At 36.5% G+C, this 24,151-nt stretch carries 27 protein-coding genes and 2 pseudogenes; 16 read left to right on the top strand and 13 right to left on the bottom strand.

The features are described 5' to 3' along the window. Nucleotides 1-73: 73 nt before the first annotated feature. A complete protein-coding gene (locus ACP5GV_RS04495; RefSeq protein ID WP_428102504.1) occupies nt 74-2,470 on the top strand; it encodes a hypothetical protein in 2,397 nt (798 codons plus the stop codon). 70 nt (nt 2,471-2,540) lie between these two features. Here the strand turns inward: ACP5GV_RS04495 and ACP5GV_RS04490 are convergent, their stop codons facing one another. The 3 genes from ACP5GV_RS04490 to spt4 all read right to left on the bottom strand — a co-directional run bounded on the left by ACP5GV_RS04490 (nt 2,541) and on the right by spt4 (nt 3,713). Then, nucleotides 2,541-2,768: a hypothetical protein gene (locus ACP5GV_RS04490; RefSeq protein WP_428102502.1), complete on the bottom strand. Its 228-nt coding sequence runs from the start codon at nt 2,766-2,768 to the stop codon at nt 2,541-2,543. A gap of 169 nt (nt 2,769-2,937) precedes the next feature. After that, nucleotides 2,938-3,465 (bottom strand): GTP-dependent dephospho-CoA kinase family protein, encoded by a 528-nt coding sequence (locus tag ACP5GV_RS04485; RefSeq protein ID WP_428069882.1) that lies wholly within the window; start codon nt 3,463-3,465, stop codon nt 2,938-2,940. Nucleotides 3,466-3,479: 14 nt separating this feature from the next. Then, nucleotides 3,480-3,713, bottom strand: a complete 234-nt coding sequence (gene spt4, locus ACP5GV_RS04480; RefSeq protein WP_292319810.1) for a transcription elongation factor subunit Spt4 — start codon at nt 3,711-3,713, stop codon at nt 3,480-3,482. A gap of 225 nt (nt 3,714-3,938) precedes the next feature. Here spt4 and ACP5GV_RS04475 point away from each other — a divergent pair, with 225 nt between their 5' ends. Beyond that, complete coding sequence (locus ACP5GV_RS04475; protein ID WP_428102499.1) at nt 3,939-4,109, top strand: hypothetical protein; 171 nt, start codon at nt 3,939-3,941, stop codon at nt 4,107-4,109. A 168-nt stretch (nt 4,110-4,277) separates the two neighbouring features. Continuing rightward, nucleotides 4,278-5,093 carry a hypothetical protein gene (locus ACP5GV_RS04470; protein ID WP_428102497.1) on the top strand — a complete coding sequence of 272 codons (816 nt, stop codon included), beginning with the start codon at nt 4,278-4,280 and terminating at the stop codon, nt 5,091-5,093. 196 nt (nt 5,094-5,289) lie between these two features. On the opposite strand, the gene ACP5GV_RS04465 is transcribed toward ACP5GV_RS04470, so the two are convergent. Further along, nucleotides 5,290-6,450, bottom strand: a complete 1,161-nt coding sequence (locus ACP5GV_RS04465; protein ID WP_428102495.1) for a cystathionine gamma-synthase family protein — start codon at nt 6,448-6,450, stop codon at nt 5,290-5,292. 182 nt (nt 6,451-6,632) lie between these two features. Here ACP5GV_RS04465 and ACP5GV_RS04460 point away from each other — a divergent pair, with 182 nt between their 5' ends. Both ACP5GV_RS04460 and ACP5GV_RS04455 read left to right on the top strand, forming a co-directional pair. Continuing rightward, nucleotides 6,633-7,388 (top strand): metallophosphoesterase, encoded by a 756-nt coding sequence (locus ACP5GV_RS04460; RefSeq protein ID WP_428069888.1) that lies wholly within the window; start codon nt 6,633-6,635, stop codon nt 7,386-7,388. 340 nt (nt 7,389-7,728) lie between these two features. Next, entirely contained in the window at nt 7,729-8,517 is a 789-nt protein-coding gene (locus tag ACP5GV_RS04455) for a KaiC domain-containing protein (protein WP_428102493.1), read from the top strand. A 335-nt stretch (nt 8,518-8,852) separates the two neighbouring features. Here the strand turns inward: ACP5GV_RS04455 and ACP5GV_RS04450 are convergent, their stop codons facing one another. The 3 genes from ACP5GV_RS04450 to ACP5GV_RS04440 all read right to left on the bottom strand — a co-directional run bounded on the left by ACP5GV_RS04450 (nt 8,853) and on the right by ACP5GV_RS04440 (nt 12,307). After that, nucleotides 8,853-10,364, bottom strand: coding sequence for a hypothetical protein (locus tag ACP5GV_RS04450; protein WP_428102491.1), 1,512 nt, complete (start codon nt 10,362-10,364; stop codon nt 8,853-8,855). A gap of 10 nt (nt 10,365-10,374) precedes the next feature. Further along, entirely contained in the window at nt 10,375-11,571 is a 1,197-nt protein-coding gene (locus ACP5GV_RS04445) for a nicotinate phosphoribosyltransferase (protein WP_428102488.1), read from the bottom strand. Nucleotides 11,572-11,890: 319 nt separating this feature from the next. Further along, nucleotides 11,891-12,307: a thioredoxin domain-containing protein gene (locus ACP5GV_RS04440; RefSeq protein WP_292319822.1), complete on the bottom strand. Its 417-nt coding sequence runs from the start codon at nt 12,305-12,307 to the stop codon at nt 11,891-11,893. A gap of 129 nt (nt 12,308-12,436) precedes the next feature. On the opposite strand from ACP5GV_RS04440, the pseudogene ACP5GV_RS04435 reads away from it, so the two are divergent. The 6 genes and pseudogenes from ACP5GV_RS04435 to ACP5GV_RS04410 form a co-directional block, all read left to right on the top strand. Further along, nucleotides 12,437-12,829: pseudogene (locus ACP5GV_RS04435) on the top strand (class I tRNA ligase family protein); the annotation flags it as partial. Continuing rightward, the gene (locus ACP5GV_RS04430) at nt 12,818-13,333 is read left to right on the top strand and encodes a class I tRNA ligase family protein (protein WP_428102520.1); all 516 of its coding nucleotides are present in this window, start codon (nt 12,818-12,820) and stop codon (nt 13,331-13,333) included. The pseudogene ACP5GV_RS04435 and the gene ACP5GV_RS04430, both read left to right, overlap by 12 nt. Before the next feature lie 82 nt (nt 13,334-13,415). After that, on the top strand, nt 13,416-13,559 hold the full coding sequence (locus tag ACP5GV_RS04425) for a hypothetical protein (protein ID WP_428102518.1): 144 nt from the start codon (nt 13,416-13,418) through the stop codon (nt 13,557-13,559). After that, complete coding sequence (locus ACP5GV_RS04420; RefSeq protein ID WP_428102486.1) at nt 13,496-13,819, top strand: zinc ribbon domain-containing protein; 324 nt, start codon at nt 13,496-13,498, stop codon at nt 13,817-13,819. The genes ACP5GV_RS04425 and ACP5GV_RS04420 overlap by 64 nt, the downstream gene beginning before the upstream one ends. A gap of 88 nt (nt 13,820-13,907) precedes the next feature. Next, complete coding sequence (locus tag ACP5GV_RS04415) at nt 13,908-14,114, top strand: hypothetical protein (RefSeq protein WP_428102484.1); 207 nt, start codon at nt 13,908-13,910, stop codon at nt 14,112-14,114. Next, nucleotides 14,099-14,593, top strand: a complete 495-nt coding sequence (locus tag ACP5GV_RS04410) for a hypothetical protein (protein WP_428102481.1) — start codon at nt 14,099-14,101, stop codon at nt 14,591-14,593. The genes ACP5GV_RS04415 and ACP5GV_RS04410 overlap by 16 nt, the downstream gene beginning before the upstream one ends. A gap of 95 nt (nt 14,594-14,688) precedes the next feature. Here the strand turns inward: ACP5GV_RS04410 and ACP5GV_RS04405 are convergent, their stop codons facing one another. After that, complete coding sequence (locus ACP5GV_RS04405; RefSeq protein WP_428102478.1) at nt 14,689-15,240, bottom strand: TetR/AcrR family transcriptional regulator; 552 nt, start codon at nt 15,238-15,240, stop codon at nt 14,689-14,691. Nucleotides 15,241-15,380: 140 nt separating this feature from the next. Between ACP5GV_RS04405 and ACP5GV_RS04400 the strand changes: the two genes are divergently transcribed. Genes ACP5GV_RS04400 through ACP5GV_RS04390 form a run of 3 tightly spaced genes read left to right on the top strand, consistent with a single transcriptional unit; the run spans nt 15,381 to nt 18,078 of the window. Beyond that, complete coding sequence (locus tag ACP5GV_RS04400) at nt 15,381-16,562, top strand: MFS transporter (protein WP_428102476.1); 1,182 nt, start codon at nt 15,381-15,383, stop codon at nt 16,560-16,562. A 3-nt stretch (nt 16,563-16,565) separates the two neighbouring features. Continuing rightward, the gene (locus tag ACP5GV_RS04395) at nt 16,566-16,877 is read left to right on the top strand and encodes a hypothetical protein (protein ID WP_428102474.1); all 312 of its coding nucleotides are present in this window, start codon (nt 16,566-16,568) and stop codon (nt 16,875-16,877) included. Nucleotides 16,878-16,893: 16 nt separating this feature from the next. Beyond that, on the top strand, nt 16,894-18,078 hold the full coding sequence (locus ACP5GV_RS04390; protein ID WP_428102471.1) for an MFS transporter: 1,185 nt from the start codon (nt 16,894-16,896) through the stop codon (nt 18,076-18,078). Between the two features lie 192 nt (nt 18,079-18,270). Here the strand turns inward: ACP5GV_RS04390 and ACP5GV_RS04385 are convergent, their stop codons facing one another. After that, on the bottom strand, nt 18,271-19,359 hold the full coding sequence (locus ACP5GV_RS04385; protein ID WP_428102469.1) for a hypothetical protein: 1,089 nt from the start codon (nt 19,357-19,359) through the stop codon (nt 18,271-18,273). Between the two features lie 374 nt (nt 19,360-19,733). Between ACP5GV_RS04385 and ACP5GV_RS04380 the strand changes: the two genes are divergently transcribed. After that, entirely contained in the window at nt 19,734-20,666 is a 933-nt protein-coding gene (locus ACP5GV_RS04380) for a transposase (RefSeq protein WP_428102467.1), read from the top strand. Between the two features lie 13 nt (nt 20,667-20,679). Here the strand turns inward: ACP5GV_RS04380 and ACP5GV_RS04375 are convergent, their stop codons facing one another. The 3 genes from ACP5GV_RS04375 to ACP5GV_RS04365 are packed head-to-tail and all read right to left on the bottom strand — an operon-like array spanning nt 20,680 to nt 22,349. After that, the gene (locus ACP5GV_RS04375; RefSeq protein ID WP_428102516.1) at nt 20,680-20,790 is read right to left on the bottom strand and encodes a hypothetical protein; all 111 of its coding nucleotides are present in this window, start codon (nt 20,788-20,790) and stop codon (nt 20,680-20,682) included. A 24-nt stretch (nt 20,791-20,814) separates the two neighbouring features. Further along, nucleotides 20,815-21,954 carry an ACR3 family arsenite efflux transporter gene (arsB, locus tag ACP5GV_RS04370; protein WP_428102464.1) on the bottom strand — a complete coding sequence of 380 codons (1,140 nt, stop codon included), beginning with the start codon at nt 21,952-21,954 and terminating at the stop codon, nt 20,815-20,817. A 14-nt stretch (nt 21,955-21,968) separates the two neighbouring features. Then, the gene (locus ACP5GV_RS04365) at nt 21,969-22,349 is read right to left on the bottom strand and encodes an ArsR/SmtB family transcription factor (protein ID WP_428102462.1); all 381 of its coding nucleotides are present in this window, start codon (nt 22,347-22,349) and stop codon (nt 21,969-21,971) included. 203 nt (nt 22,350-22,552) lie between these two features. Between ACP5GV_RS04365 and ACP5GV_RS04360 the strand changes: the two genes are divergently transcribed. Continuing rightward, complete coding sequence (locus ACP5GV_RS04360) at nt 22,553-23,539, top strand: transposase (protein WP_428102458.1); 987 nt, start codon at nt 22,553-22,555, stop codon at nt 23,537-23,539. 211 nt (nt 23,540-23,750) lie between these two features. Here ACP5GV_RS04360 and ACP5GV_RS04355 read toward each other — a convergent pair. Further along, a pseudogene (locus ACP5GV_RS04355) lies at nt 23,751-23,930 on the bottom strand (hypothetical protein); the annotation flags it as partial. Nucleotides 23,931-24,151: the final 221 nt, after the last annotated feature.

Raw genomic sequence — 24,151 nt, 5'->3', positions numbered from 1 at the left:
GGAAATAAAAAATAAATTATATATAGTCCAGTCAATTTAAATTAATATTAACTGGTTAGAGAGTGAGAAGGAGTTGAGTAAAGCTAGTAAAAAAGAGCAAAAATCTATGCCTAAAAGTTTTATGGAATTATTAGATAAAAAGTTGGGTACAATATTATCGATAGTCTTCGCGATTTTGATCACTGCTATAACAGTATATATTAGGCTAATACCTGCTAAACTTTATGGTATAAGCGTATTAAATGGTAATGATCCATGGATCTTATATTGGTTATCTAACTATTTTTATCATAATGGTTTTAATTTAGCTGGCTTAACAGATGTTAAACTGTTTTGGTACCCATGGGGCAGAAATTTCTTAAAGACCGAATATATAGGAGGAGCCATGCTCATAGCATTTATTACAAAATATGTAACAAGTAAGTTTGGCCTTGATGTTATACAAACGCTTGCTTTGCAACCTGTATTTATGGCAGGATTAAGCACAATATCACTTTTCTTTGCTATATGGAAATTAACCAATTCAAGACTTGCAGGTCTCATATCTTCATTTGCATTTGCATTTTATCCTGGAGCTTTCTTATTTAAGGCTTTTGCAGATTATCCTGGTAAAACTAATGCGGGACTTGCATTCTTTTCTCTTGCGTTCCTTTTCTTTGCACTAGGATATAAGTCATTTAAAAGAATCAGATCTCTTATCTATTTATTTGTTGGAGGATTAATTGCTGGAGCGGTCTCATGGATGTGGGGAGGATATGATTATATAACGCTTTTAATATCGTTAATTTTAATATTAGATCCCTTTATATCAAAGCCTAACTTTAATAATTGGATTAAACATTTATTCCTTTCAATTGGGTTTGCGATACCTGTAATATTATCACCAGCTGCAGGTTTACACTACTTCACTAAAAGTTTAGGACTCACAATACCTATATTATTAGTAGTTTATTTAATAGAATCGTATCTTGATAAAATACCTTTAAACAAAATTGGCATAACAAAAAGTTTTAGCTATAAAGTTCATATTTGGATCATTATTGCAGGAATAGCTATAATAGGAGCAGCTATTTATTCAGATATATTATCTTTCCCATCAAGAGTTTTATTAGCACTTGGCGTTACACCAACATCATCAGTTATAGCCCTTACTGTAGCAGAATATTCAGGAACCAATTTGACATCAATATTTCAATCATACGGACCTGTTATATTCGTCTCTTCAATAGGGCTAATAGCATTAATTTATTATTTAGCTAAAAAAAGAATAGGTGTACCAGCTGAAACATTAATGCTAGCATTTTTTGTAGCAGCGTTTTTATTTTTGTATGGGAATATTAATGAATCGTATTTCTTAGCTTCTGCAAACTATTTCTTCGATATTACAGCCGGAATAACTATTGGAGTATTTTTGATGTTTAAAAAAGAAGTGACTTATAAGAAAGGAAAACAAGTAAGCAAGAATACTGAAATAGATCAGACAGCAATAATAGTTGCAATACTATTAGGTATAATTATTGTAGGTTTCGGAATATATTACGGGTATCAAGATTATGCAACAATGCAATACATGGCACCTGCATTAAGTACTGGTTGGATGCAGCCTCTAACTTTACAAACGCCTACAGGAGCAAAAGTTGTTGTACCATTAAACAATGCTTGGACCAATGCATTAAACTATCTTAAAGAAAACACAAGCAGCAATGCCCTTGTAATAAGTTGGTGGGATTATGGATATTGGATTACAGTTAATTCTAACAGAACAACAGTAGCTGATGGAGCTACTTTAAATGGTACTCAGATTCAAGTTTTAGCTAGCATTTTAACAGGAAATGAAGATGAGGCATCTGCTTTGTTAAACTATTTACATGCTAAACCAAATAATACTTATCTATTATCATATGATGTTTTTGTTGGAGAATATCAAAATTCAACAGGACAAGTTATAATGTTTCCATATCCAAATATAATAACTTTGAGTCCAAATGCCCAATTTTATGCAATAACCTATGGTATGGGAGATATAGCAAAGTCATATCAAATGCTTAGAATTGCATACAAGGTAAATCCATTTTTATCTTCTCCATTATTTACAAACTATACATCTGAAACAACATATCAAGGCGCAACATTTGTACAGTTCCCAGGATTTGTTGGATCTCCATCACAAAATGTCACAAATGTACTAAACACTTTACTTTATAGTATGATGTTAAATGGTATTGCAAGTCTAAAGCAATATGGAGTATTTGGTCAAGGAGCTGAATTCCTCAAAAATGCTACAAACTTTACACCAACGGCCATAGCTTACGCAACATCATCAGGTTTCGTTCCAGAGCCCGTTACACCAACTCCATTACATCAATTTGTTCCTGTTGCAATATTTGTTTCAAACCCAATAAACGTGAACAATGGAAATTCAGTTTATTTCTATAGTGTTATAGTGTTTCTGTATAAGTGGGTCGGATAAATTTTATAAAACACACCAAAATTTATCTTTAAAGAAATATGAAGTAGAAAGCTAAAAAATAATTTAAAATTCAAAAAATTTTATATTGTAAAACCAATTTAGGATTTAGGCTTAATAGAATTTTTATGAATTTATATTCAATTCTCAGACCTTGGGTTTCACCAAGGTTACGGTGCATAACTTCTTTTTTCTTCCTTCTCTTCCTCTTTAGCGGGATAATCCCAACCCATATACATGGAATTCCATGTATATGGGAAAACCTGCATATCTTGAGGTAAATTTTTAATGATGTTCCCAACTGTTTATCCAGAGTGAATCCACATTTCTCACACCTAAAATTCCTTACCTACTTTTCGGGAAACCCATCTAGATCTGGGGCTTAGATGTAAAACTTAGGCTTACTTCCTTATGTCTTAGAGTCTCTTAGTATGATAAATGTTGTATTTAAGATATATAAGCTTCACTGTTTATTGGACTGTTGCCAACGGCTTTAATGATAAAATTTTATTTTGCAGTTCTCTTCTAATGTATTTGCTTATATTTACCAATGCAGCACCTTTATTAGGTATTCCATATATTACTAAAGAATTATCAGGAGCGCACGAAAGTATTGGCATCGCTAAAATATCTTCCTCGCCATCTACATAAATCAATATTTTTATGTTTTCATTTGCCATTTTGCATAAGATATCTAAATTATCATATGTTAATAAACCTGCTGGATTTTTTATATTTATAAAAGAATATTGTTCAAGTTCATTAGAATTTAATGAAAATCCTTCTTTGCTTCTAAGAGTTTTGCCATCAATTATAATTATGTCCGGTTTTCGTTTAGCCTTTAGGCAATAATAAGTAACAACATCACCCACGCATATAATTTTTTTCCAATCGTGTGAATCTATATATTGACTCAATTCTCCATAAACTAATTTCCCCCTAGGTTGTGAAAAATCAAACCTAACTTTTTGAGGTATTGATAACCCAATTAATTTCATAATTAATATCCTCTTTACTTTATTGTGTAAGAGCCAGAGACTTTAATTGCGAATATTCCTTTTTTATTGAATTTCAATTCTTTGGCTATTTCTGATTCATTGCTTATGACAACAAATAAACCTTCCCAATCTTCAGTAAAGCTATTTCCTCCACAAATAGGGCATACATTTGCATCTCTTGGAACTAAATAACCACAGTTCTTGCATGCTTTCATGGCTATTTTCTTGGTAGGTGCTTTTCTTGGCATAGCGATCACCCATTTTTTAATTAAAAATAAAATTAATATGCTTTTATTAGATCCCGTAGTTTTTATAATAAATTATTAAAATTTATAATAAATTATTAAACAGCATATATTCAAGTAAGTTTATAAAACAATAATTAAGCTAATATATTATAAAATTGTATTAACAGACAGTAAAATATCTATTCCTAATTTCTATTGAAAATATGTCTAATAGAGGTTGAGAACATGCCTAGAAAGGAAGAAGAGGAAGAGGAAGAAGAATCAGGCGAAGAAGAATTCGAAGACTTAGATGAAGAAGAATTCGAAGACTTAGATGAAGAAGAATTCGAAGACTTAGATGAAGAAGAATCGGAAGAAGAGGAAGAGGAAGAAGAATCAGGCGAAGAAGAATTCTAAAATTAAATTATTGCAGTATAATTTTTTAATGTTGCTATATTTTATATTTTCTAGGATTTTTTGTTTAATTATTTTATAAAATTTTAAAAATTTTTTAAAAATTAAATATAAATATATAAAAGCACTGCTATGATAATAATTAGCGGAAGAATAGAGAGCGTTTAAACTATGTCTGAGAACCAAGATAATTGGCATATTCAGAATGAGAATAAAAATAATCTTTTTGAAATAGCAGATACATCAAAGAATGTTAAATTAATGGTCTTTAGGTTACTTGGTGCTCTAAAATATTTTTATTCTTTTAAAGAATTAGAAGAAAGGTTAAATGTACCTGCTCAGATATTATGGAGGTATGTAACGCTAAGAACAGTGCCAGAAAGAACAACTGCAGAGAAAATCTTAAATAAGATACGTTCAACTCATATAATAGATGACATTTTAGCTAAATATTACATAGAGAATGAGGAACTTTGGTCTCTTTTAAGTAATCCAGGAATTATGACATTGGCTGGCCTAAGAGCGTTAGATGATTTAAAAGATGAAAAGATTAATGTAGTTGTTACAGCTCCAGATAGTTATGCAGCAGCGTTGGGAGCTACATTCTCGTCATTATTTCATGCTAAGTTATGTGCAGCATCTCATAGCCCTTACTCTAAACACATAATATCTAAAAACTATAAGTTAACATCAGAATTTTTTGATGTTCTTCTATTGCCTAGAGAATGCGTGGCAAGAAAAAGTAAAATAATAATTATAATGATTGATGGAAATAAAACAGCTCTATTAAGCTCAATGCTAGATTTAGCAATAACAAGACAAGCTCATGTAGAAGGAATAGTAGCTGTAATAGGTTCTAAAAGTAAAATAGATGAGCTTTCTAAATCTAAACTTAAGTATAATACAAAATCTATTGTATTGATTAACACTGATGATATAAAAGAAACTAGACATAAAGAACAAAATATAAAAATTGATTTCAAGTAATTAATATTTTTGTAATTATTAAATTAAAAATACAAATATTTTTGTTAATTTTATACAATTTATAAATTTAAAATTCCAAAAGGAGATTTAAAATTAATTTGTATAACTTTAATTTTTTTAATTTTAGAAAAATTATGCAATTATTAATTAAAAAATTTTGATAGCTTTTACATTGATAAATTTCGTTTTATAGATTTCATATTTTACTTAATGCTTGACTTAGGTCATTTATTAGATCATCAACATCTTCTAACCCTACAGATAACCTAATTAATTTTTCCGAAATACCTAGCTCCTTTTTGTCATTATCACTAATATATCTTGAGGCTGTTATTGAGGGCAAGGTAATGAGGCTTTCAGTTCCGCCTAAACTTGGTGAAGGTTTTATTAACTTCAGATTTTTTATAAAATCTTTGGTTTCGTTCATATTGCCCTTAATTTCAAATGATAAAACTCCTCCAAAATAAGGTTTTTCAAAAAGCCTTTTGGCTATGCTATTGTAGGGATTATCTTTTAATCCTGGATATAAAACCCTTAAAATTTTACTGTTATCTTGTAAGAATTCAGATATAGCTTGTGCATTTTCTGATTGTTGTTTAATCCTTACAGGTAAGGTTTTTATTCCACGTAAAGTTAAATAAGCCTCAAATGGTTGTTGCATATTTCCTAATAGTCTTCTCCATTCCCATAAATCATTAATTAAACGGGATTTTCCTGATATAGAGCCTCCCATACTATCATTATGGCCAGATATATATTTTGTTGTACTGTTTAATATTAAATTGAAGCTAAATTTAGACGGTTTTAATAATATGGGAGAAGCAAATGTATTATCAATTACTATATTTGAGTTTATTTTTCTTATAATCTTTCCGATTTCAGAAATATCTAAAACTTTTAGAGTTGGGTTTGTTATAGATTCTATTAGTATTAAATCATAGTTATTGCGTTCTATTTCGTTAATAATATTTTCATGATCAGGATAAACCTTTTTTAGTGTGATCCCATACTTATCCGAAAGATTTTCAAAAAATTGTATTGTAGATCCGTACATTTCCTTTAAAAGCAATACTTTTGATCCCTTATTTAAAAAATTCATTCCTACGGTTGAAATAGCGGCCATACCGCTACTAAAAACTAATGCGTCTTCAGCTTCTTCTAAAGAAGCAATAACTTTTTCAAGAACTCTTAAAGATGGATTTTCTTCTCTGTAGTATTTTATTACTATATTTCTATCACTTTTTTTAGATAACTCTTCATCTATATATCTATAAACAGAACCTAAATATATAGGAGGAATAATTGAACCATATTCATCGGCATAACTATTATCTATGGATTTTGTTTTATCTCCCATTTTAATCCCCTCAGCATTTTAAAGTTAAGAATTTAATTAAAAAACGTTTGTAGTATATATTTTGAATTTTTTAACATGTTTTGTTTGATGAGTAAATATTATAAGTCTAAATCTATATAAAATGGTTTGATCTTTATAAAGTGAACTTATAAACTTTTGAAAAGCAATTTACATGGGTAAAAATGATATTCAATGAAAAACTTAAAATATTAAATAGGTTGCCAGTCTTAGCGTATGAAAAAGAAAGCATAGCTATAATTAGTGATATACATCTTGGGTATGAAGAAGCGATGGCGTCTCAAGGCGTTTATTTACCTAAACTCCAATTGAAAAGGGCAAAAACTATTATAAATGAAATAAATAAATATAATTTTAAAAAAATTGTAATAGCAGGGGACTTAAAGCATGTATTTGAAAAGCTTACAAGGCAAGAAAGAGCAGAAATACTGGAATTTATGAGCAGTATAGCTAAATTAAATATTAAAGAAATTATATTGGTTAAAGGAAATCATGATACGTATGTATCAAATTTACTAAAGGATCTAGGTATACAAGTTGAAGAAAATTACTTAGATTTAGGTGAAGGATTAGCTGTAACTCATGGCCATAAAATTATTGATAATATAGACAAATATCAAATTATTATAATGGGTCATGAACATCCAAGCGTAGAAATCAATTTATCTGGTAGTAAAATAAGGTTACAAGCATTATTGAAGATGCCTCTAAAGAATGGGTCTATAGCATTAGTATTACCTCCTATAGGTTTATATCAAACAGGTACAGTAGTTAATTTGGATAAAAACTCGTACTTATCTCCAATATCAAGGGAATTAGGTGATATAGAAAATATTGTACCAATTATAGTTGATAGAGAAATAGGGGTTATAGAATTACCTAGGTTAGGAAATATATTTAGAAGACAAGAAGAGTTTTAAAAATAAATTGATTCAAATTTTTAACATAAATAGATGTTAAAGTAACAAAGAATTTATCAATAAAGAAAGTAATGTATAGTTCTCATATAGAAGGTTTTTTATTAAAGGACTATAAAGTTCATCGGAATTTTTAGATCCAAGTAATTAAGATTGTGGGTAAACTCTATAACTTTTTCTTATATTAAAATACAGTATAGCTCCGTTTTATATATGCTATGATTCTATATATATTTTATCGAATTAAAGTGTATGTTTTACTTGCTTAAAATAAATTAATAGACAATTTTATAAATAAATTTAACTGTTTTTTGAGAATTTTATAATTGTAAAGGCGATTAAAATGAGCTTAGTTAAAATTGAAAGGCTTGCAACAGGAGTAATAGGTTTCGATAAATTAGTTTCTGGAGGTATACCAAGAGGTTTCTTTGTAGCTGTAGTTGGAGAACCAGGAACTGGAAAAACTATTTTTGGAATACATTATGCGTGGCAAGGGATAAAAGAAAATGATAAAATAATATACGTTACTACAGAAGAAAGCAGAGAAAGCATAATTAGGCAAGCGAAAATGTTCGGAATGAATTTGGATGAAGCTGTTGACAATAGCAAAATGATAATTATAGATGCCCTTATGAAGTCAACTAATGATGAGTGGACGCTTACAGAAACTGATGTGGATGAACTCGTTAAGAAAATAATAGATGCAAAAAGAAAATTAGGTTATGGTAGGGCAAGGCTTGTAATAGATAGTATGTCAACATTTTGGCTAGATAAGCCAGCAATGGCAAGAGTTTATAGTTATAATATAAAAAGAGTTCTATATAAGTGGGATTTTACTGCATTATTAACAAGCCAGTATGCAATAACTACTTCGAGTGCGTTTGGATGGGGAGTAGAGCATGTAGCTGATGGAATTATTAGGTTTGGAAGGAGAATAATTAATGGAGAACTAAGAAGATATGTCCTTGTTGAGAAAATGAGACAAACCCCTCATGATTTAAGAGTCCATTACATTACTATAGAAGATAAGGTTGGCATGAGAATAGAAGAACCTACAAGTTTAAGGCAAGAAGATGTATCTATGCCAGATAAATTAAAAAAGAAGGTACAAGATCGTAAAGATAATTTTTAGGCTATAATAAAATAAACGGTAAACCTTGCTCTTTAAGGAAGTAGCTGTCTTAAGGTTTGTTGTAAAAATATTAGATAATGCAAACAATTAAATAAGATATGCTTCACGAAAAGTTAGAAAACATCTATATCATTACTAAATTAAAAAAAGTTAAATGCATATATACTTAGGTTCAACTTTATTTATAAGAAGTTAATGTAACTTTACTCCCACATAGGAGGAATTAAGGTAGCTTCATTAAGAGAATAGCCATCAATACCTTAACAACACTCTGCTGCTTTTCAAAGCGGGAAAGAGATCATAAAAACTATCTTACCATTTAGGGATAGATGTTATTAATATAGTTTCCTCAAAAATTTATTTAAAAAATTAATTATGTTTCTTCTTATTCCTTTATCAATTAAAAATACTATTAAATAAAATATCAGAGCTTGTATCAAACCGGGAATAGCTAAGTATTTTATATCAATTAAAAGTCTGCCTGAAGGGGCCCCCATAGGCCTTATTGCGTAAGATAAAATTGATGATATTAATATATATAATAATAATTTTGGAGTTAATTGTATTATAATACTTTTGTTAATATTTTTTGGTATAAAATACCAGGAAGTTATTATTACTGATAATAAATATCTTATGAAATATACTAAACCCCATATTAATAAAAGATCCTGGAGACCCATTTTTCTAAATAATATAAATGCGAAAGATAGTAGGCCAATATAAACAATTGATGGCAATGCGCCAAGCAGGTTCATCTTTGTAAAGCCTTTGGCTGCCTTTATTCCACTTTCCCTTATACTTCCTGAAGCTATTTGTGATACGCCATTGTTAATTATTTCAATAATGGCAGTTATTAAGAAAAGCGAAACTGCTATTGATGCCCAAGAGTAAATAGGATTATATATGTATATTACATATTTAGGATACATAATACCATAAACCAATAGTGGTAAAACCAAGGTTAACGAGATCTCTAAATTTCTGATAGCAGTTTTAAAATCTCCTGTTCTTAGAACATATGAATGTAAATATCTAAGGCCAACATTTGTCGAATCTCTCAATAATGTAGATACAGAAGAAGAAACAAAAAATGCCGCTACGATTAATGATCCTACAAGGGGGTATGCAATCATAGCGTCTAAAGAAGGTATTAATCCAAATCCAACTCCTAAAGCTGTTGCGTGAGATCCGATTGTCCATTCTTTAAGTGTATTTTTTATGTTTTTTGTATTGTCTTTTGATATTCTTTCTTTAATCCAATATAAACCTATTATAGAACTAATAATAAATGATACTAAAGTTGATAAAAAGGCAAGTAATAAAGAATTTGATATAAGATATAGCGTTATAAAGATAAGAGTACTGTACAATGATCTATAAAATAATTCTAAGAGAGAAAGCCTCACAGGCCTTGCTGCATCTATAGCTGTTCTTATGACATAGTAAAAAGATTGAAATGATATTGATAAGGCTGCTATGATTAGCGTTAATAGACTAATCTTTGAATAAAATACAAGGAATACGATTCCAACTATTAATGTAAAAATCCATTGAATAAACGCAAATACTACGCTTGAAATGTATGCTCCGCTTTGATTTTCTACAATGTATCTGTATATCCATAGAGAAAATAAGCTCAAAGGTATTGTAGCGTAAGAAATTATTCTTTTCGTTGCCAATTGATAGATAGCATAATCTGTTGGGATTAGCTTTCTGGCCAAAACTATTGTGGCTATGAGGTTTATTAAAATAGATATAAAATAAATTATTGTCCTAGATGTAGAAATTCTTATAGCTTCTAATCTTTGTGATTTGTTTTGTTCCTGCATTGCTTCATATTTCAAATAAATTCCCCTAGGTTGTGTAAGGAAGTTGTGATAAAACATATTTTCTAATTTCATTCAATGATGGTAAAGTTTCTACAAGTTTCCCATTATCTATATACTTTTTCATTAAATTTATCGGCTTATCTTCTTTATTAATACAGTTTGGAAGCTCATTGTCATTCCAGTATTTGATGTAATATTCAAGCGGTTTACAAGAATATACTTTTTTAGCTCCTGGAAGTTTCCCTCTTTTTGTATAAGGCTCCCAGCCCTTTCCTCTATCTATTTCGACTATATCCATGCTAAGATCAACGCTTGGGGCCATGGCTATAGAAGTTCCTACTCCGAATCCATCAACTATATCTCTAAGATTGGCAATGCTACTTTCATCTAAACCTCCACTGACAATTATCTTTACATGCTTGAAGCCATTGAGATCTAAGGTCCATCTTATTTCTTCAACTATATCTCTCATGTTACCTCTTCTGCTAGCTGGAGTATCTAACCTTATTCCCCAAAGTTTATCACCCAATAATTGTGCCGCCATTAGTGCCTCTTTTCTTTCATCATCCAATGTATCTGTTAATGCAACAAGATTTATTTTCCCTTCATATACCTTTGCAAACCACTTCCATGCTTCTTTTTGATCTCCAAAAACTAGAATTAAGGCATGCGGCATTGTGCCTTGGGGCTTTAAGCCAAGATATTTTTCTGACAAAACACCACTTATTGAATCCGCACCTCCAATATAGGCTGCTCTATCAGCGGCTGGGAAAACAGCTGGATGGAGAGCTCTTATACCAAAAAACAGTAAAAGTTTGTCCCCGATTACTTTTTTTAGGCTAGCTGCTTTTGTTGCAATACTAGAAGAAAATCTTAAAAGTCCTAAAAGAGGAGCCTCAAGCAATACAAAATCTATGTATTTGCCCTCTACTATCATTAAAGGCATCTTTCTAGTAAATATAGTACCTTCAGGTACAGAATATAATGTAAAAGGTTTGTCTTTTAGAAGAGCTATAGCCTCTTCTAGGCCTGCATAAACTGCCCAGTCTCTTCCTTCTGGGGGTTTACCATAAAGATGGACTTCCATTCTGACCTTTACATCAGTTAGTCCAGCTTTTTCTAAAACTTCTTTAGTTCTTTTGAAGTAAATATCAGTTGCTTCTCCACTCATGATTTCTTCTAAATTTGCCATATATATCCTAGGTTCTTTGTTCTCATACATAATTCTACCCCGCTATTTAAATTATTTAAAAGTTATTTAAAATCTTTGACTTTCTTGCTGTATTATGCTAAGATATTGAATTGTTAGAGCTTAAAATAATAAAGCTATATTTATTTTGGTTAATTATAAATAAACCTATAAAATCAGTGTATCTGATCCTTTTATGTTCTGCGAATATATTTAGAGAAATCTATTATAACTCTCTAATCAAATGAAAATGGTTTTTCACATTACCGATTTTTTATCAAATCGAAAATAATCATAGTCAATTGTGAAAATTATGAGATACTTTACTAAGAACTGTTTATTTGAAGAGAACTCATATTGATTTAATGTATGAAGATATTTTTTCTTCCAGTTTTTCTTTGCTTGTTTGTCCTACTATAGAGTCTACGACTTCATTATTTATTATTATAATAATTGATGGTATATGCTTTACTTTATATTTATCTGCAATAGAATAACTGGAATCTACATCAACTTTACCATATAAAACTCCGGGACTAATATGCTGAGAAGCAACCTCTTTAAATGTTTGCAGGAATGTTATACAAGGTCCACACCATTCAGCTGTAAAATATAAAAATGCTAATTTATTATTCCTTAGTAATTCATTAATATTTTCCGACTTTACTTCTATAACAATTTCTTTAAGCGAGTCTTCTAATTTTTTCGCTCTTAAAATTAGTAACTTTGAGAGCTCTTTTCCCAAATCTTCCATATTTTCCTGTGTCATTTTTAATCCTATTAGTATATTAATATCCAAGAATAAATAGATTCTTCTTATATGAAAATAATTTTCTGAATATTTAATTTCGTTTTTCTAATTTTTAATTAAAATAAAGAGCGCCGGGGAAGCGCGTACAGGGAGCCGTTTGTTCTGGATACGTGGCACAACAGCGGGGCCGCGCCATATGCTTCGCTGAGCAGAGTAGAGTACAGCAAAATCGTGCCTGCAGAGTTCCTGACGGAAGCGATAGACCAGACCAGGGGATGGGCATATACTCTTCTTATCGAGGGGGTGCTGCTGAACGGCAAATCTCCATACAAATCATTCCTCTTTACTGGCCATGTGGTTGACGAAAAGGGGGAGAAAATGAGCAAGAGCAAGGGCAACGTGGTATACGCTAAGGACATTCTAAGCAGGTACCCGGCGGACCTGGTGAGGCTGTACTTGATGTGGAAGGCAAGCCCCATAGATACGCTTAATTTTGACAGAAAGGAAATGATGGAAAGGCCTTACCAGATACTGAACACACTAAACAACCTGCACATATATTATTCAATAAACGCAAAGTATGATAACTACAGCTGGTCTGAGGGAAATAGGGGCAAAATTTCTGAAAAGGAAAGATGGATAGTCAGTGAACTCAGCGAAGTTGCCAAAAGTTACATGGAGTTTTATGAAAAGAGAAAAACAAATGAAATGATAAGGTTACTGGACAGATTTCTGATAGATGAAGTCAGCCAGAAGTATGTGCCGGTAATAAGGAACGAACTGTGGGACGATTCACCTGAAATGAGCGAAAGGATAAACGGAATTTACTGGACGCTGGGAAAGCTGCTCAGGGCGCTTGATACGATGCTGCACCCGATTGCGCCCTATTTGACTGACAACCTTTTTGAAAGCATATTTGGGGCAAGGGAATCAATAATTACCTATGGATTTGAACCGGTTGATGGGGGCTTGTCGACAGGTCATTGGTGGATAAATACAGTTCTGTGTGGAGCATCGTATCATTGTCCAATAGCGCGAGGCTGAAGGCGGTAAGCGAGTGGGCAGGAAGCTCACAAAGAAAGAGAAGAAACTCTTTGCAAACAGAAACAGGAAAATAAAGGACATTATGCGCAAGCTGAGCAAGGCGATAATCAGCTATGCTTTAACTAAAAATATCGATGCTATTGTAATTGGTCACAACCAGGGATGGAAGCAGACCTTGGGCGAACAAACAACCAGAACTTCGTTCAGACGCCTTTCAACACGCTGATCAACCAGATAAAGGGGCAGGAAGCGGGAATTGACGTGGTAATGCTGGACGAAAGCTACACCAGCAAATGCTCTTTCCTAGACAGTGAAAGCATTGAGCAGCATGACACATACATGGGCAGGTGCATAAAGAGGGGCATATTTCAATCACATAACGGCACACTCATACATGCTGACCTCAATGCTGCATATAATACGATAAAAAAGGCAATCCCTGAAGCGTTCGCGGACGGGATAGAGGGTTATATCCAAGGAGTTTAAGCATCAGACAGATGATAACTCCTGAAGGCGTACGTTAACATGGTTAACGGAAACCATAACCTAGATCGATTATTGAAATTCCAGAAAAATGTTAACAAATATTATAAATAAGAATAAAAAAGAAGATAATGTGCCAAGGTCTAACATAGCAGTTGATAAGCAGCTGGCCCAACGGCTTGCAGGTGCAGCTGAAATCAAGAATAAACCAATTTATGCCCTTACCAATGAGATAATCAAAATCGGGCTGGACCTCATTGATGAAAAAGTAGATGTGAATGAGTGCCTTATACGATAAAAATTATGAAGATGATGAAAGACCTTGATGTAGTGCCGGTTCCTGGGGATATGATGGAATTAATTGTAAAAATGCTCTACCTAAATGACAGGGATCAGCTCATGCAAATTGCATTCAAGGAAGGGGAAGAGCTTGGCAATTACTTTTCTGCATTTTATAAATCAATGATAGAACTTATTTTGGAGAGCAAAGATGTGTTCGTGCAGGTCTTCCCGTTAAAAAGGCTTGAGCTGGAACCGGCATCGGTTAACGGAGAAAAGGCGGTATATACTTTAAGGGCGGTTGGTGTTGGCAGATCAAGGGAAATCACTGAATTTGTAAGAGAGGTTATGAGAGGGCTGCTTTCGGCATATAAGGAAGTTCGGGTAATTGACATGAGGTCAAACAACGGTTTTCTGGAACTGGAGTTTCAGATGAATATTGATGAATCAAATAAAATAACTAGGCGCAGTTTTGAAACGGAAGATTTCAGAGTTTAGTGCAATAAAATCCATGTTTGATGCCTGTTTTTGGGTTTGCTTTCACTGCAATTTAGCTGGAGCTTTGCAATAAAGATATACACCTAATTTTCCAGTTAGACTTTTTTCATGATTGTATAGAGAATCCCGTCAGTAAGCGTTTTCACGTATTCTTCAGGATTCATTTTATTGTCATTCCACCACACCACATAGCAGAGAAGGGAGCCGAAAAACGCCCTCCTGATGGAAACAGGTATTGCTGTGTCGGCAAATTCTTCAACCTTTGAGAACATCTTATCCATCTCTTGGAAGCAAACGGTTCTCAGCGCAAGGTCAATCTGCCTGTACCTTTCCCTGGCCGACATGGTCATCAGCAGAAGGTTTCTCAACTCAGGTTTCTCATATTTTCTTAAAAACGATATGCCGAAATCGGTCAAAAGGTCCCTGGCGCTGTCATGGCTCCTCCTGTTTACACTGGAAATTTCCTCGACTGGAACAGACCTGAGTGCTGCCCTCTTCACAAGCTCGTCCTTGCTCTTATAATAGAAGAATACAGCCCCCTTGCTTACCCTTGCCCTCTTTGCTATTCTGTCGATGGTTGCTCCCTGGTAGCCGTCCCTGGAAAATACCTTTATAGCGGCATCCAGTATTGCCTCTTCCTTGTCCATGGACAAACTATTAACATGCAGCTATATTTACTTATCGGTTGGTCAGTATTGACTGAATAGTCAGCTGATATCTTTAAATATCTCAAAATACCTCATTTACCAAGGGGTCAACCATTACAGCAAACTGGAAAAAGGTTGGATTGGATTTTGGCGTGATAAGCGGCGCTGAATGGTTAATCATAGTGGCTGCATTTCTTGGCAGGTTCCTGCTGCAGTTCTACCAGACATCCATCGGCTCGCTGGGGCTGGCGTTTGGCATGAATAAGTTTGAAGTTGGCATCGGATTTGCGCTGTTTACGGTCATGTTCGCCGTTGCCGCATTCCTGATGAGGAGCTTCAAGCCGAGCCAGCTGAGGTTTGTGGAGATGATTTCACTTGCACTGCTTGGCATAACAATGCCGCTGTACACAGTTGCGCACGGGTTCCTTGAAGTTTACTCACTGATGATCGTGGATGGCTTCATAACTGGCCTGGTCATGGATTCGTTTATGACAATGGCCGGTATGGCTTCCATGGAACAGTCAAAGAGGCAGGTTGAGCAGGCGGCATTCTCGTTCTGGGTTTCGCTTGCGCTCATAATAGCTCCATTTGTAACCGGCTACATACTCGGCCTGGGCATCAAGAAAATATTCCTGATATTCTCAGTAATGGCGTTTGCAGCAATACCGTTTGTGTACCTGCTTAGGGGAAGATATTCACTGAAATACATGGAGGCAAAGGGGCACACGGGCAGCACGAGCATTTCATCCCTGTTCAGGAACAGGCAGTTCAACTGGGCAGTAATAGCGGCATTCGCGTACACGATCCCGTTCTTCATAATCTTCTCGTACGGTGTCATCTACGGCAGTGTCCTTGGCCTTTCAGCTTCCACAGTCTTCTACCTGTTCGCCGCAATGTTCGTGGGCGATGTAGTTACTAGGTTCATAATAAGGCTAAAGTCACCGATACAGAACAGGAGGCCGTACATGGTATTTGCAGTCACGATAGCCCTTCTGTCAGCAATATTCCTTGCCCTGAGCTCAGTTTCAGTGGCATTCTTTGTCATAGCCTTTCTGATAGCGGGAATACCTGATGGGATAGCATGGACCCTGGGACTGCAGATAGCTAACACGACTTTCAAGCCTGAGGAAATCGGGACATCAACATCATTTTTCAGTTCATCAATGATGATCATGTCGGTCCTGATGCCGCTGGTTGGCTACATGGCATCAGTAATGGGCTTCACCACCACGCTGTGGATATTCGCGGCAATAACAGCGGCGTTCTTCATATGGGAACTAGCTCTCAGGCCAGCAAAGGATGTACCAGTAAAGGGTGCATGAACCATGGCTAAGATGCTGCTGATAATAATGAACGAAGATGAAGAAAGGATAAGGATGCCCCTGAGCTTTGCTAAAAATCAGATACAACTTGGAAACGGGATAAGGGCGGTATTCTGGGGCCCAAGCGAAAGGGCCATGGCAGGCAATGACCAATTGCGCAGGGAATGCAGTTCCATCGTAAAACTGAAGGCATGCATAAATTCAGCAAAGAAGTATGGCCTTGAATCAAAACTTTTCCAGGACCTTGAGCTGATTCCCGTTGGGGAATACATCAGCAGGAGCATAACTGAAGGGTTTGAAGCAATCACATTCTAAAAGGGCTTATGGCAAAATGGATACAAAAATGTCAGGTGCAAAAACGGAAAAATCAAAAATAATACTAAATATACAGATGATACAGACAATCAGCATCATTGTTGCCCTTACGTTTGCGGTAAGGGCAAGCAACAACATTCTGCAGACGGGCATTCCCCTTCTTGCCAAATATGATCTGTCATATACACAATTTGATGTTGGGATCCTTGTTGCAGTCATGTCAGCAGCAGCTTTCATTGCTACAATTTTAAACAGCAGGATCAGGGCCCATTATCGCAGGTATTTATTTATGATTTTTAGTGTTATATACACAATAAGCCTTCTTTTATTTTCCTTTTCAAATGGATTTTCAATAATACTTTACTCGATATTGAGTGGCCTCGCTTACGGTTTCATGTTTCCTAACATTATGACTTCGGCGGGGCTTTTTGAGGATAAAAATGTCAGGGAAAGAATTCTGGGAACCTATACACTTGCCCTGGCCATAAGCCTGATTGCAGGGCCTGCATTGCAATCGCTAGTTCTTGCGCATTATCCCTTAAGAACATCATTTTTGTTTTTTGTGCCTTTGGGTGTTATATCGGCCGCACTTTCGCCTTTTATAAAATATCCTGAAGAGTCGGTGGTAAGAAAGAGGATATCAGTGTGGTCAAAAGCAGGGTTTAAAGTTGGGATCTACACTTTTTTGGTGTACAGCATGTCAACAGCGATGCTCCTCTCCTTTGGTGGCATATTTGCAAAGAGCAGCTATGATGCCTCATATTCTGTCATAACTCTTTTGTTTGCGCTCTTTTTCACAGGTTCTTTTGTAACAAGATTACTTTTTTCTATGCACAAAGTGGGAAGACTTTTGCCATATGTGCTTTTAATGATGGGCATCTCCATTCTGGGGCTAACCTTAATATTCTTTGCCAGTAACATAATTGTCTACTCAGTGGCTTTTGTAATTCTGGGAGTGCCTCATGGTTTGGGCATGCCAATTGCCATGTTTTCAATAAACAGGTCATTCCCGATGGATGAAAGGAACAGGGCCAACAGTTATTTCACATCTACAATGATGCTTATGCAAATAGTAATGCCCCTGATTGGAGGCTCTGTTCTGCAACTTATAGGATTCCGGTTGCTTCTCCTATACATGGTGCCTGCCGTATTTGTCCTGTTAGTTCTTTCCTTGGTAACTGTTAATCGCAAAGAACTTTAAGAGCATAAAAGCCAGAGTTGTTCTTCCTAGGCTGGACCTGAAAGCCTTTGGGCAATCCTAACATGCCATAGTTGTCCCTTTCCTGTTTTTGTCAGCATTTGAGAACTTTAACCATAAAAGATGTGGCTTTATAATTCAGTAAAATAAATCTACGACTATCTCAAAAGGATCGTAGCTGCAAAATGTCAAATATCATTTTATTTTTCTATAAAGCAACGCAAATATTATCAGCGAAGTCAGTACCGTAACAAATGCTGTCCATGCAATTATTGTAGGTATGTTATGGGAATAGTAAATGGACACAATACTTTTAGTTAGAAGGCCTGTGTCCAAAGAACCGAAAAGAACGGTTAGCCAGAAGCTCAACGTATTGGAATTCCTGGAATAATTAGTTGTTATGTCAAAAATAACAACGTCCAGCCTGTCAATTATTGAATCATACAAGTCGTTGATTCCGAGAATCCTTTGGCCGAATTCCATCAAGGGCTCACTAAACTGTGTCGCCTTTGCAATGATGCCATAATATTCCTCTAACCCGTTAAGTATTTCTTGTTTTAAACCAATGAGCCCATTTATGGAAAGTGAGCCTGTAACCAGCTTTCTATAATATTTTCTCAGGATTTCTCTTTCAAGCAATAGTATTTCTATGGTTATAATAAATGGCAAGGCGCACCTACCCTGTAACTGCGTATAATCGCTGTCATTTTCCTTTGTATTCATAAACATGATATTAAGTGCAGTGAATCCTGACATGTACGATGCGCCACCCTCCCTGATGCAAAAATTTCTGTCTATTTCACTGTCTACAAAGGAGCTTTTGAAGGGCACCAGTGATGAATTAAGATACAGGAGGTTCACAATATCCGCGCTGTGCAGGTTTATAAATTCATCAATATTGATATCTGACTCGAAGATTCCAATAAAAGTAAAAAGAGGCTGTTCATCATCCAAGTAAGCAAGAGAGCGCTGGATTTCCTTAATCAAACCTTTTTCAGAATCAGGTTTTAACAAACCCAGCAACCTTTTGGGATCAAATTCCTGTTCCGGCATTTCTATCCAAACTTCAATTATTTCAACGCCTTCCCTGTGCGTCACAAGATAAATTTCCGCAGAATATGAGTCATTACTGTCAGGTGCAGCAAGCATAAATTTTGATATTGGGCGCCTTTTTAGCCTGTCTGCTTTAATGAAGCCTTCCCCAAGAACGTGCAGTTCTACATTGTACAGCTCATTTAACCTCTCCTGATCAAATGATAAAGAAGTTACATCATTTTCCTCCACGTAGGTTAATTTCTGGTGAAGGGCAAACATAAAAACAAGTGAAGGATGCACATGGATTGCATTGCTTTTCTTACTTTCTTATTGCTCAATTCAACCACCAATCATTATATTAGACATAAATTACGGTTACTAACGTACTTTCTGATATAAGTATTTCCAATTCATATTGTATGTCTTTAGTTATTGTTGGCTGCCTTTTAGGCTAATTACTGAATTATAAAGTCATCGCTTTTAAGCGATGGATCACAGTTATGCTTATAAGATTATATTCTCATAAATTATGTAATGCTATCCCTGAGCAAAAACGAGAGAATTGCAGAAACAAGAAAGAAAACAAGGGAAAGGCACGAGGGGATGGCCGTTAAGAGGTCAAGATGCTGAAGAACCACCTTGATGCGGTCACCCTTGAAAAACTCAGGAGAGTTTTCATCGAAGCAAAATGGTTCACTAATGATGTGATTGCTCAGGGACCATTTAACGCAAATTACATGACCAGAAAAGTTCAGGTCAAGGTAATTGACAGATTTGAGACAAGAAACATCACGGTTCTATCTAGCCAAATGAGGCAAAGTATAATTGACGTGATAAAGATGGACATATTAAACCTGAGCAAAGCCAAGAAGAATGGCAAGAAGGTTGGCAAATTAAAGTTCAGGAAACATGTGAAAACCATTCAGCTAAAGCAGTACGGCATAACGTACAAAATTATTGACAACTTGCATATTAGAGTTCAGAACATTGAGATTCTGAAGGTAAATTGGCTTGACCAAATTCCGCAGGATGCAGAAATAGCCAATGCGCAGCTGATTAACAGGCACGGTGATTATTACATTCACATAACCACATTTGTTCCAAATGAAACAAAGAAACTAAATGGAATGCACATCGGCATGGACCTTGGCATCAAGACTCAAATAACGTTATCAAACAGCGTAAAGGTTGAGTACCAGATACCGCCCTCGGAAAAACTGAAGGAGTTGCAGAGAAAATTGAGCAGAAAGAAGAGGGGGTCAAAAAGGTACAAGGTGCTTCTGGCAAGGATTCAGAAGGAATATGAGCATTTGACAAACGAGAAGATCGATATCGTGAACAAAATTGGTTCATACCTAGTCAGCAACCTTTCACTCGTCAGCTTCCAGATTCCAGTCGACAACTTTTTTCTGCATTCTAGTAAGCATAGGCCTGGGGCAGACCCTGTCGACAGCACAACCCATGATAATGACAAGGTCTGCTTCGTTTATCATTTCCAGTGTGAGCATCTTGGGCTTATTGAATTTCAGGTTGAAGCCCTCTCAGCCATGGCTTGAACTACAGTAGGATTCACCCTTTTTGCCGGCAGGGTTCCTGCACTTGTAGCCCCTTTCTTCTTGCGAACGCTTCCGCCATCTGGCTTCGGCCCGCATTCTCCACACACACAAAAAGGACCTTCATTTTAGTAGCATTTTCTTTTTCCATTCAGGTCTCACCAGAAGCGCGCGACGAAGGATCGCTCTTGGAATCCTGTCTGCTAAGGTGGGCTATCTTACCGTACGATTCAGTCTGATTCGCAAAATACTTCTTCCGAAGCCATAAGGCCACGTTTACCAGGCCAATCATCACAGGCACTTCAATCAATGGGCCGATAACGGCCGCGAAGGCTTCCTGAGAAGCAAGACCGAAAACCGCCACCGCAACTGCTATGGCCAGCTCGAAGTTGTTGCTGGCTGCGGTAAATGCCAGCGTGGTGGTTCTTGGGTAATCCAACTTCAAGTAAAGACCAACCCCAAACGAGGCGAAGAACATTATCGCAAAGTAAACCACTAGCGGGATAGCGACTGAAACAACTTCAAGAGGCAGACTGACGATATACCTTCCCTTCAGTGAAAACATAACCACTATCGTGAACAAAAGCGCCAGAAGGGAAGTCGGAGCCAGCTTCGGAACAAATTTCTTCTCATACCATTCACGTCCCCTGCGTTTCAGGAAGAAGAGCCTTGTGACTACGCCCCCAAGAAATGGAATCCCGAGGTATATCGCTACAGATTCGGCCACGGCGGACAGAGAGATATTGACCACGATTCCGTGGCCGGATACCCAAGAACTGGCTAAAGTCAGGTAGAAGTATGCCAGAATGCTGTAGAAAAGGACCTGGAACACAGAATTGAGGGCTACAAGAATCGCTGCCCACTCGCCGTCGCCATCGGCAAGGTTGTTCCACACTATCACCATGGCTATGCATCTGGCCAGGCCTATGATTATCAGCCCATCTCTCAGGTCAGGCGAATTCCCCAGAAAGACCCATGCGAGGATAAACATCAGGAGGGGGCCCAGAAGCCAGTTCAAAACGAGTGAGCTTAAAAGCATCTTGCCGGAGCCTTTCGCGCCGACCACCTTCCGAAGTTCCTCATACCTTACACGGGCTAAGGGAGGATACATCATCCAGATGAGCCCCAGCGCTATCGGTATTGACGTGGTTCCGATGCTCAGTGAGCTCAGACTACTGGAAATATCGGGAAAGGCATAGCCTAATCCGACTCCGATTGCCATTGCCAGCAATATCCACACAGTCAGGAATCTGTTGAGGAAACCAAGACGGCCGACCCTAAGAGCTGCCAAAGCCATCACCTCAGCTATGTGACCAGCTTTCTTAACAGCTCAAGGGCGGTCGAGTCCAGAGCCTTGTAAAAGACCCACCTTCCCTTTTTCCGCCTTTCAACCAGCCCTGCAAGTTCCAGAATACCCAGGTGATGCGATGCTGTCGGCTGGGTCATCCCAAGGACCGATTCGAGCTCACAGACACACATCTCACGCTTTGACAGAAGTAGAAGAATCTTGATTCTGTTGGAGTCCCCTAGCGCTCCCAAGAATCTCTCTGCATGTCTGATCTTCGCGGTTTGCTCAGGAGACGCTAACTTTTCAGCCTCAACCTTGGCCTTCCGGATATCCAAAGGTGTGCATATATCCTGTTCGATCAATCTGTCCAGAGAAGCCGCATACTCGGACTTACTCATATGTACCCCCCAGCAAGATACACATTTACATATATTAATATATTTCTGAATTCACAGTAGTTCCGCAGGTATAGCATTTCGCTCTTTTAGATAAATTTAAGTGGACCTCATCGGCTTGAACAGTTTAGTGAACTAATATGTACAAACCAATGAGGTCCAACAGGAATGTAGTAAGGAAATTATTTAAACTCTCCTCTAGAGCTTTGAAAGAGAGCCTTGACATAAAGGTAGCAAAGAACTCAAAGTACATGAATGAAGATATTGTAAAGTCGTTGATCTATGTATCCCTGAACAACACCTCTGCCGAATCCGGCTCAAAGGATCTGGCAAAGGACATGGATGTCCCCTCTCCAGATGTAGTATTAAGGAGGCTCAAGGCCCTTGATCTAAGCAATGTCATAAATGCCTTAAACAAAGCTAACATGAAGCTTGTAAAGAAGCATGCCAGGGATGGAATGAAGATGGCCATAGACTACACAGAGGAGCCTTACTACGGCAAGATCGACATGTACGTGACAAGGAACAAGTACAAGAGCGGAGCAGACGTGTTCCACACCTTTGCAACTATAAGCGTTGTAGGAAAGGTTGAAAGGGAAAGGCTAACGCTTTACTCTCTGCCTGTAACCAGGCTGGACACAAAGGAAGAAATTGTAAGGGAACTCCTCAAAAATTCTCCAAGGCCATCTTTGCTTCTCATGGACAGGGGCTTCTTCACCATAGAGATAATAAAACTGCTTACTGAAATGGGCATAAAATTCATAATTCCAGCTGTAAGGAACGAGAGAGTAAAGAGGGTTATTGATGATTACATTCATGGGATGATGCCTGCAGTTTTCGAATATGAAATGGGTTCAAAGGTTTACATGGTGATAGCCAAGAAGAGAAACGCAAAGGAAGATGACAGGCCCGTGGATAAGTACATTCCATTAGTTACCAACGTAAAGTTCGATGATCCGCAGGAGATGGTTGCTGTAATACCTGAAGAGTACAGGTACAGGTGGGAAATTGAAACGTCTTACAGAGTTGAGGATGGGTTTGAGACCAAGACAACCAGCAGAAACTTCACGCTGAGGGTCATATACTTCATGGTTGGTTACATTCTATACAACTCGTGGATCATAGCAGAAGCTGAGACGATAAAATACAGAGAGATAACTGCTTACGTTTTCAGGAAGACTATAGAGAGCTGATAAAGGCAAAAGAAGTTAACGGACCAGAGCCCCCGGAATAAAGGATTTGCTGGATTTTTAGATATTCTTTAGCTTGAACCATGGCTCATCCCAAAATTTGGCACAAAAAAGGTAAGAAAAGGTATTAGCGATTGAGCTTGTTAACCTTAAATGCCTTTTTGCTGAACCTTAGATTATTATGAAATACTGTTACCTGCGGGACTACTGATCTTATAGGAACTTTTTTAATCCTTCTCTTTAGAACATCTTCTACAGCACTAGTTACAGCTGCTACAGCAACGCCTACCGGTATCTCACCAATTCCCTCTACACCTCCTGGTGTAACTGAAGAAGGTGTTGGCTCAATGCTTACCTCGATCTCAGGTAAATCTAATGCAGTCGACAAACCATATTTCGTGCCGGACGGGATCTCTGATGAGGCGATGACTGTGCGCGTGCTTACCAAGTATTTTCACAATTAAAAGTTAGGTAAACACATCACAGCGCGCTGCGTTTCATTATAATTTTTAGCAAATGATGCACTGATGCACTTTCCACAGCTAAAAAATGGAGCGCGCTAATTCAGCGCGCCGCCGGCCGGCGTCCTTAGAAGTTTGGGTTTATTATGTCATG

Origin of the sequence: Caldisphaera sp., assembly GCF_049974385.1 — an archaeon.
Taxonomy (GTDB): domain Archaea; phylum Thermoproteota; class Thermoprotei_A; order Sulfolobales; family Acidilobaceae; genus Caldisphaera.
The sequence above is the reverse complement of the archived record's forward strand: the minus strand, read 5'-3'. Positions and strand labels throughout refer to the sequence as shown.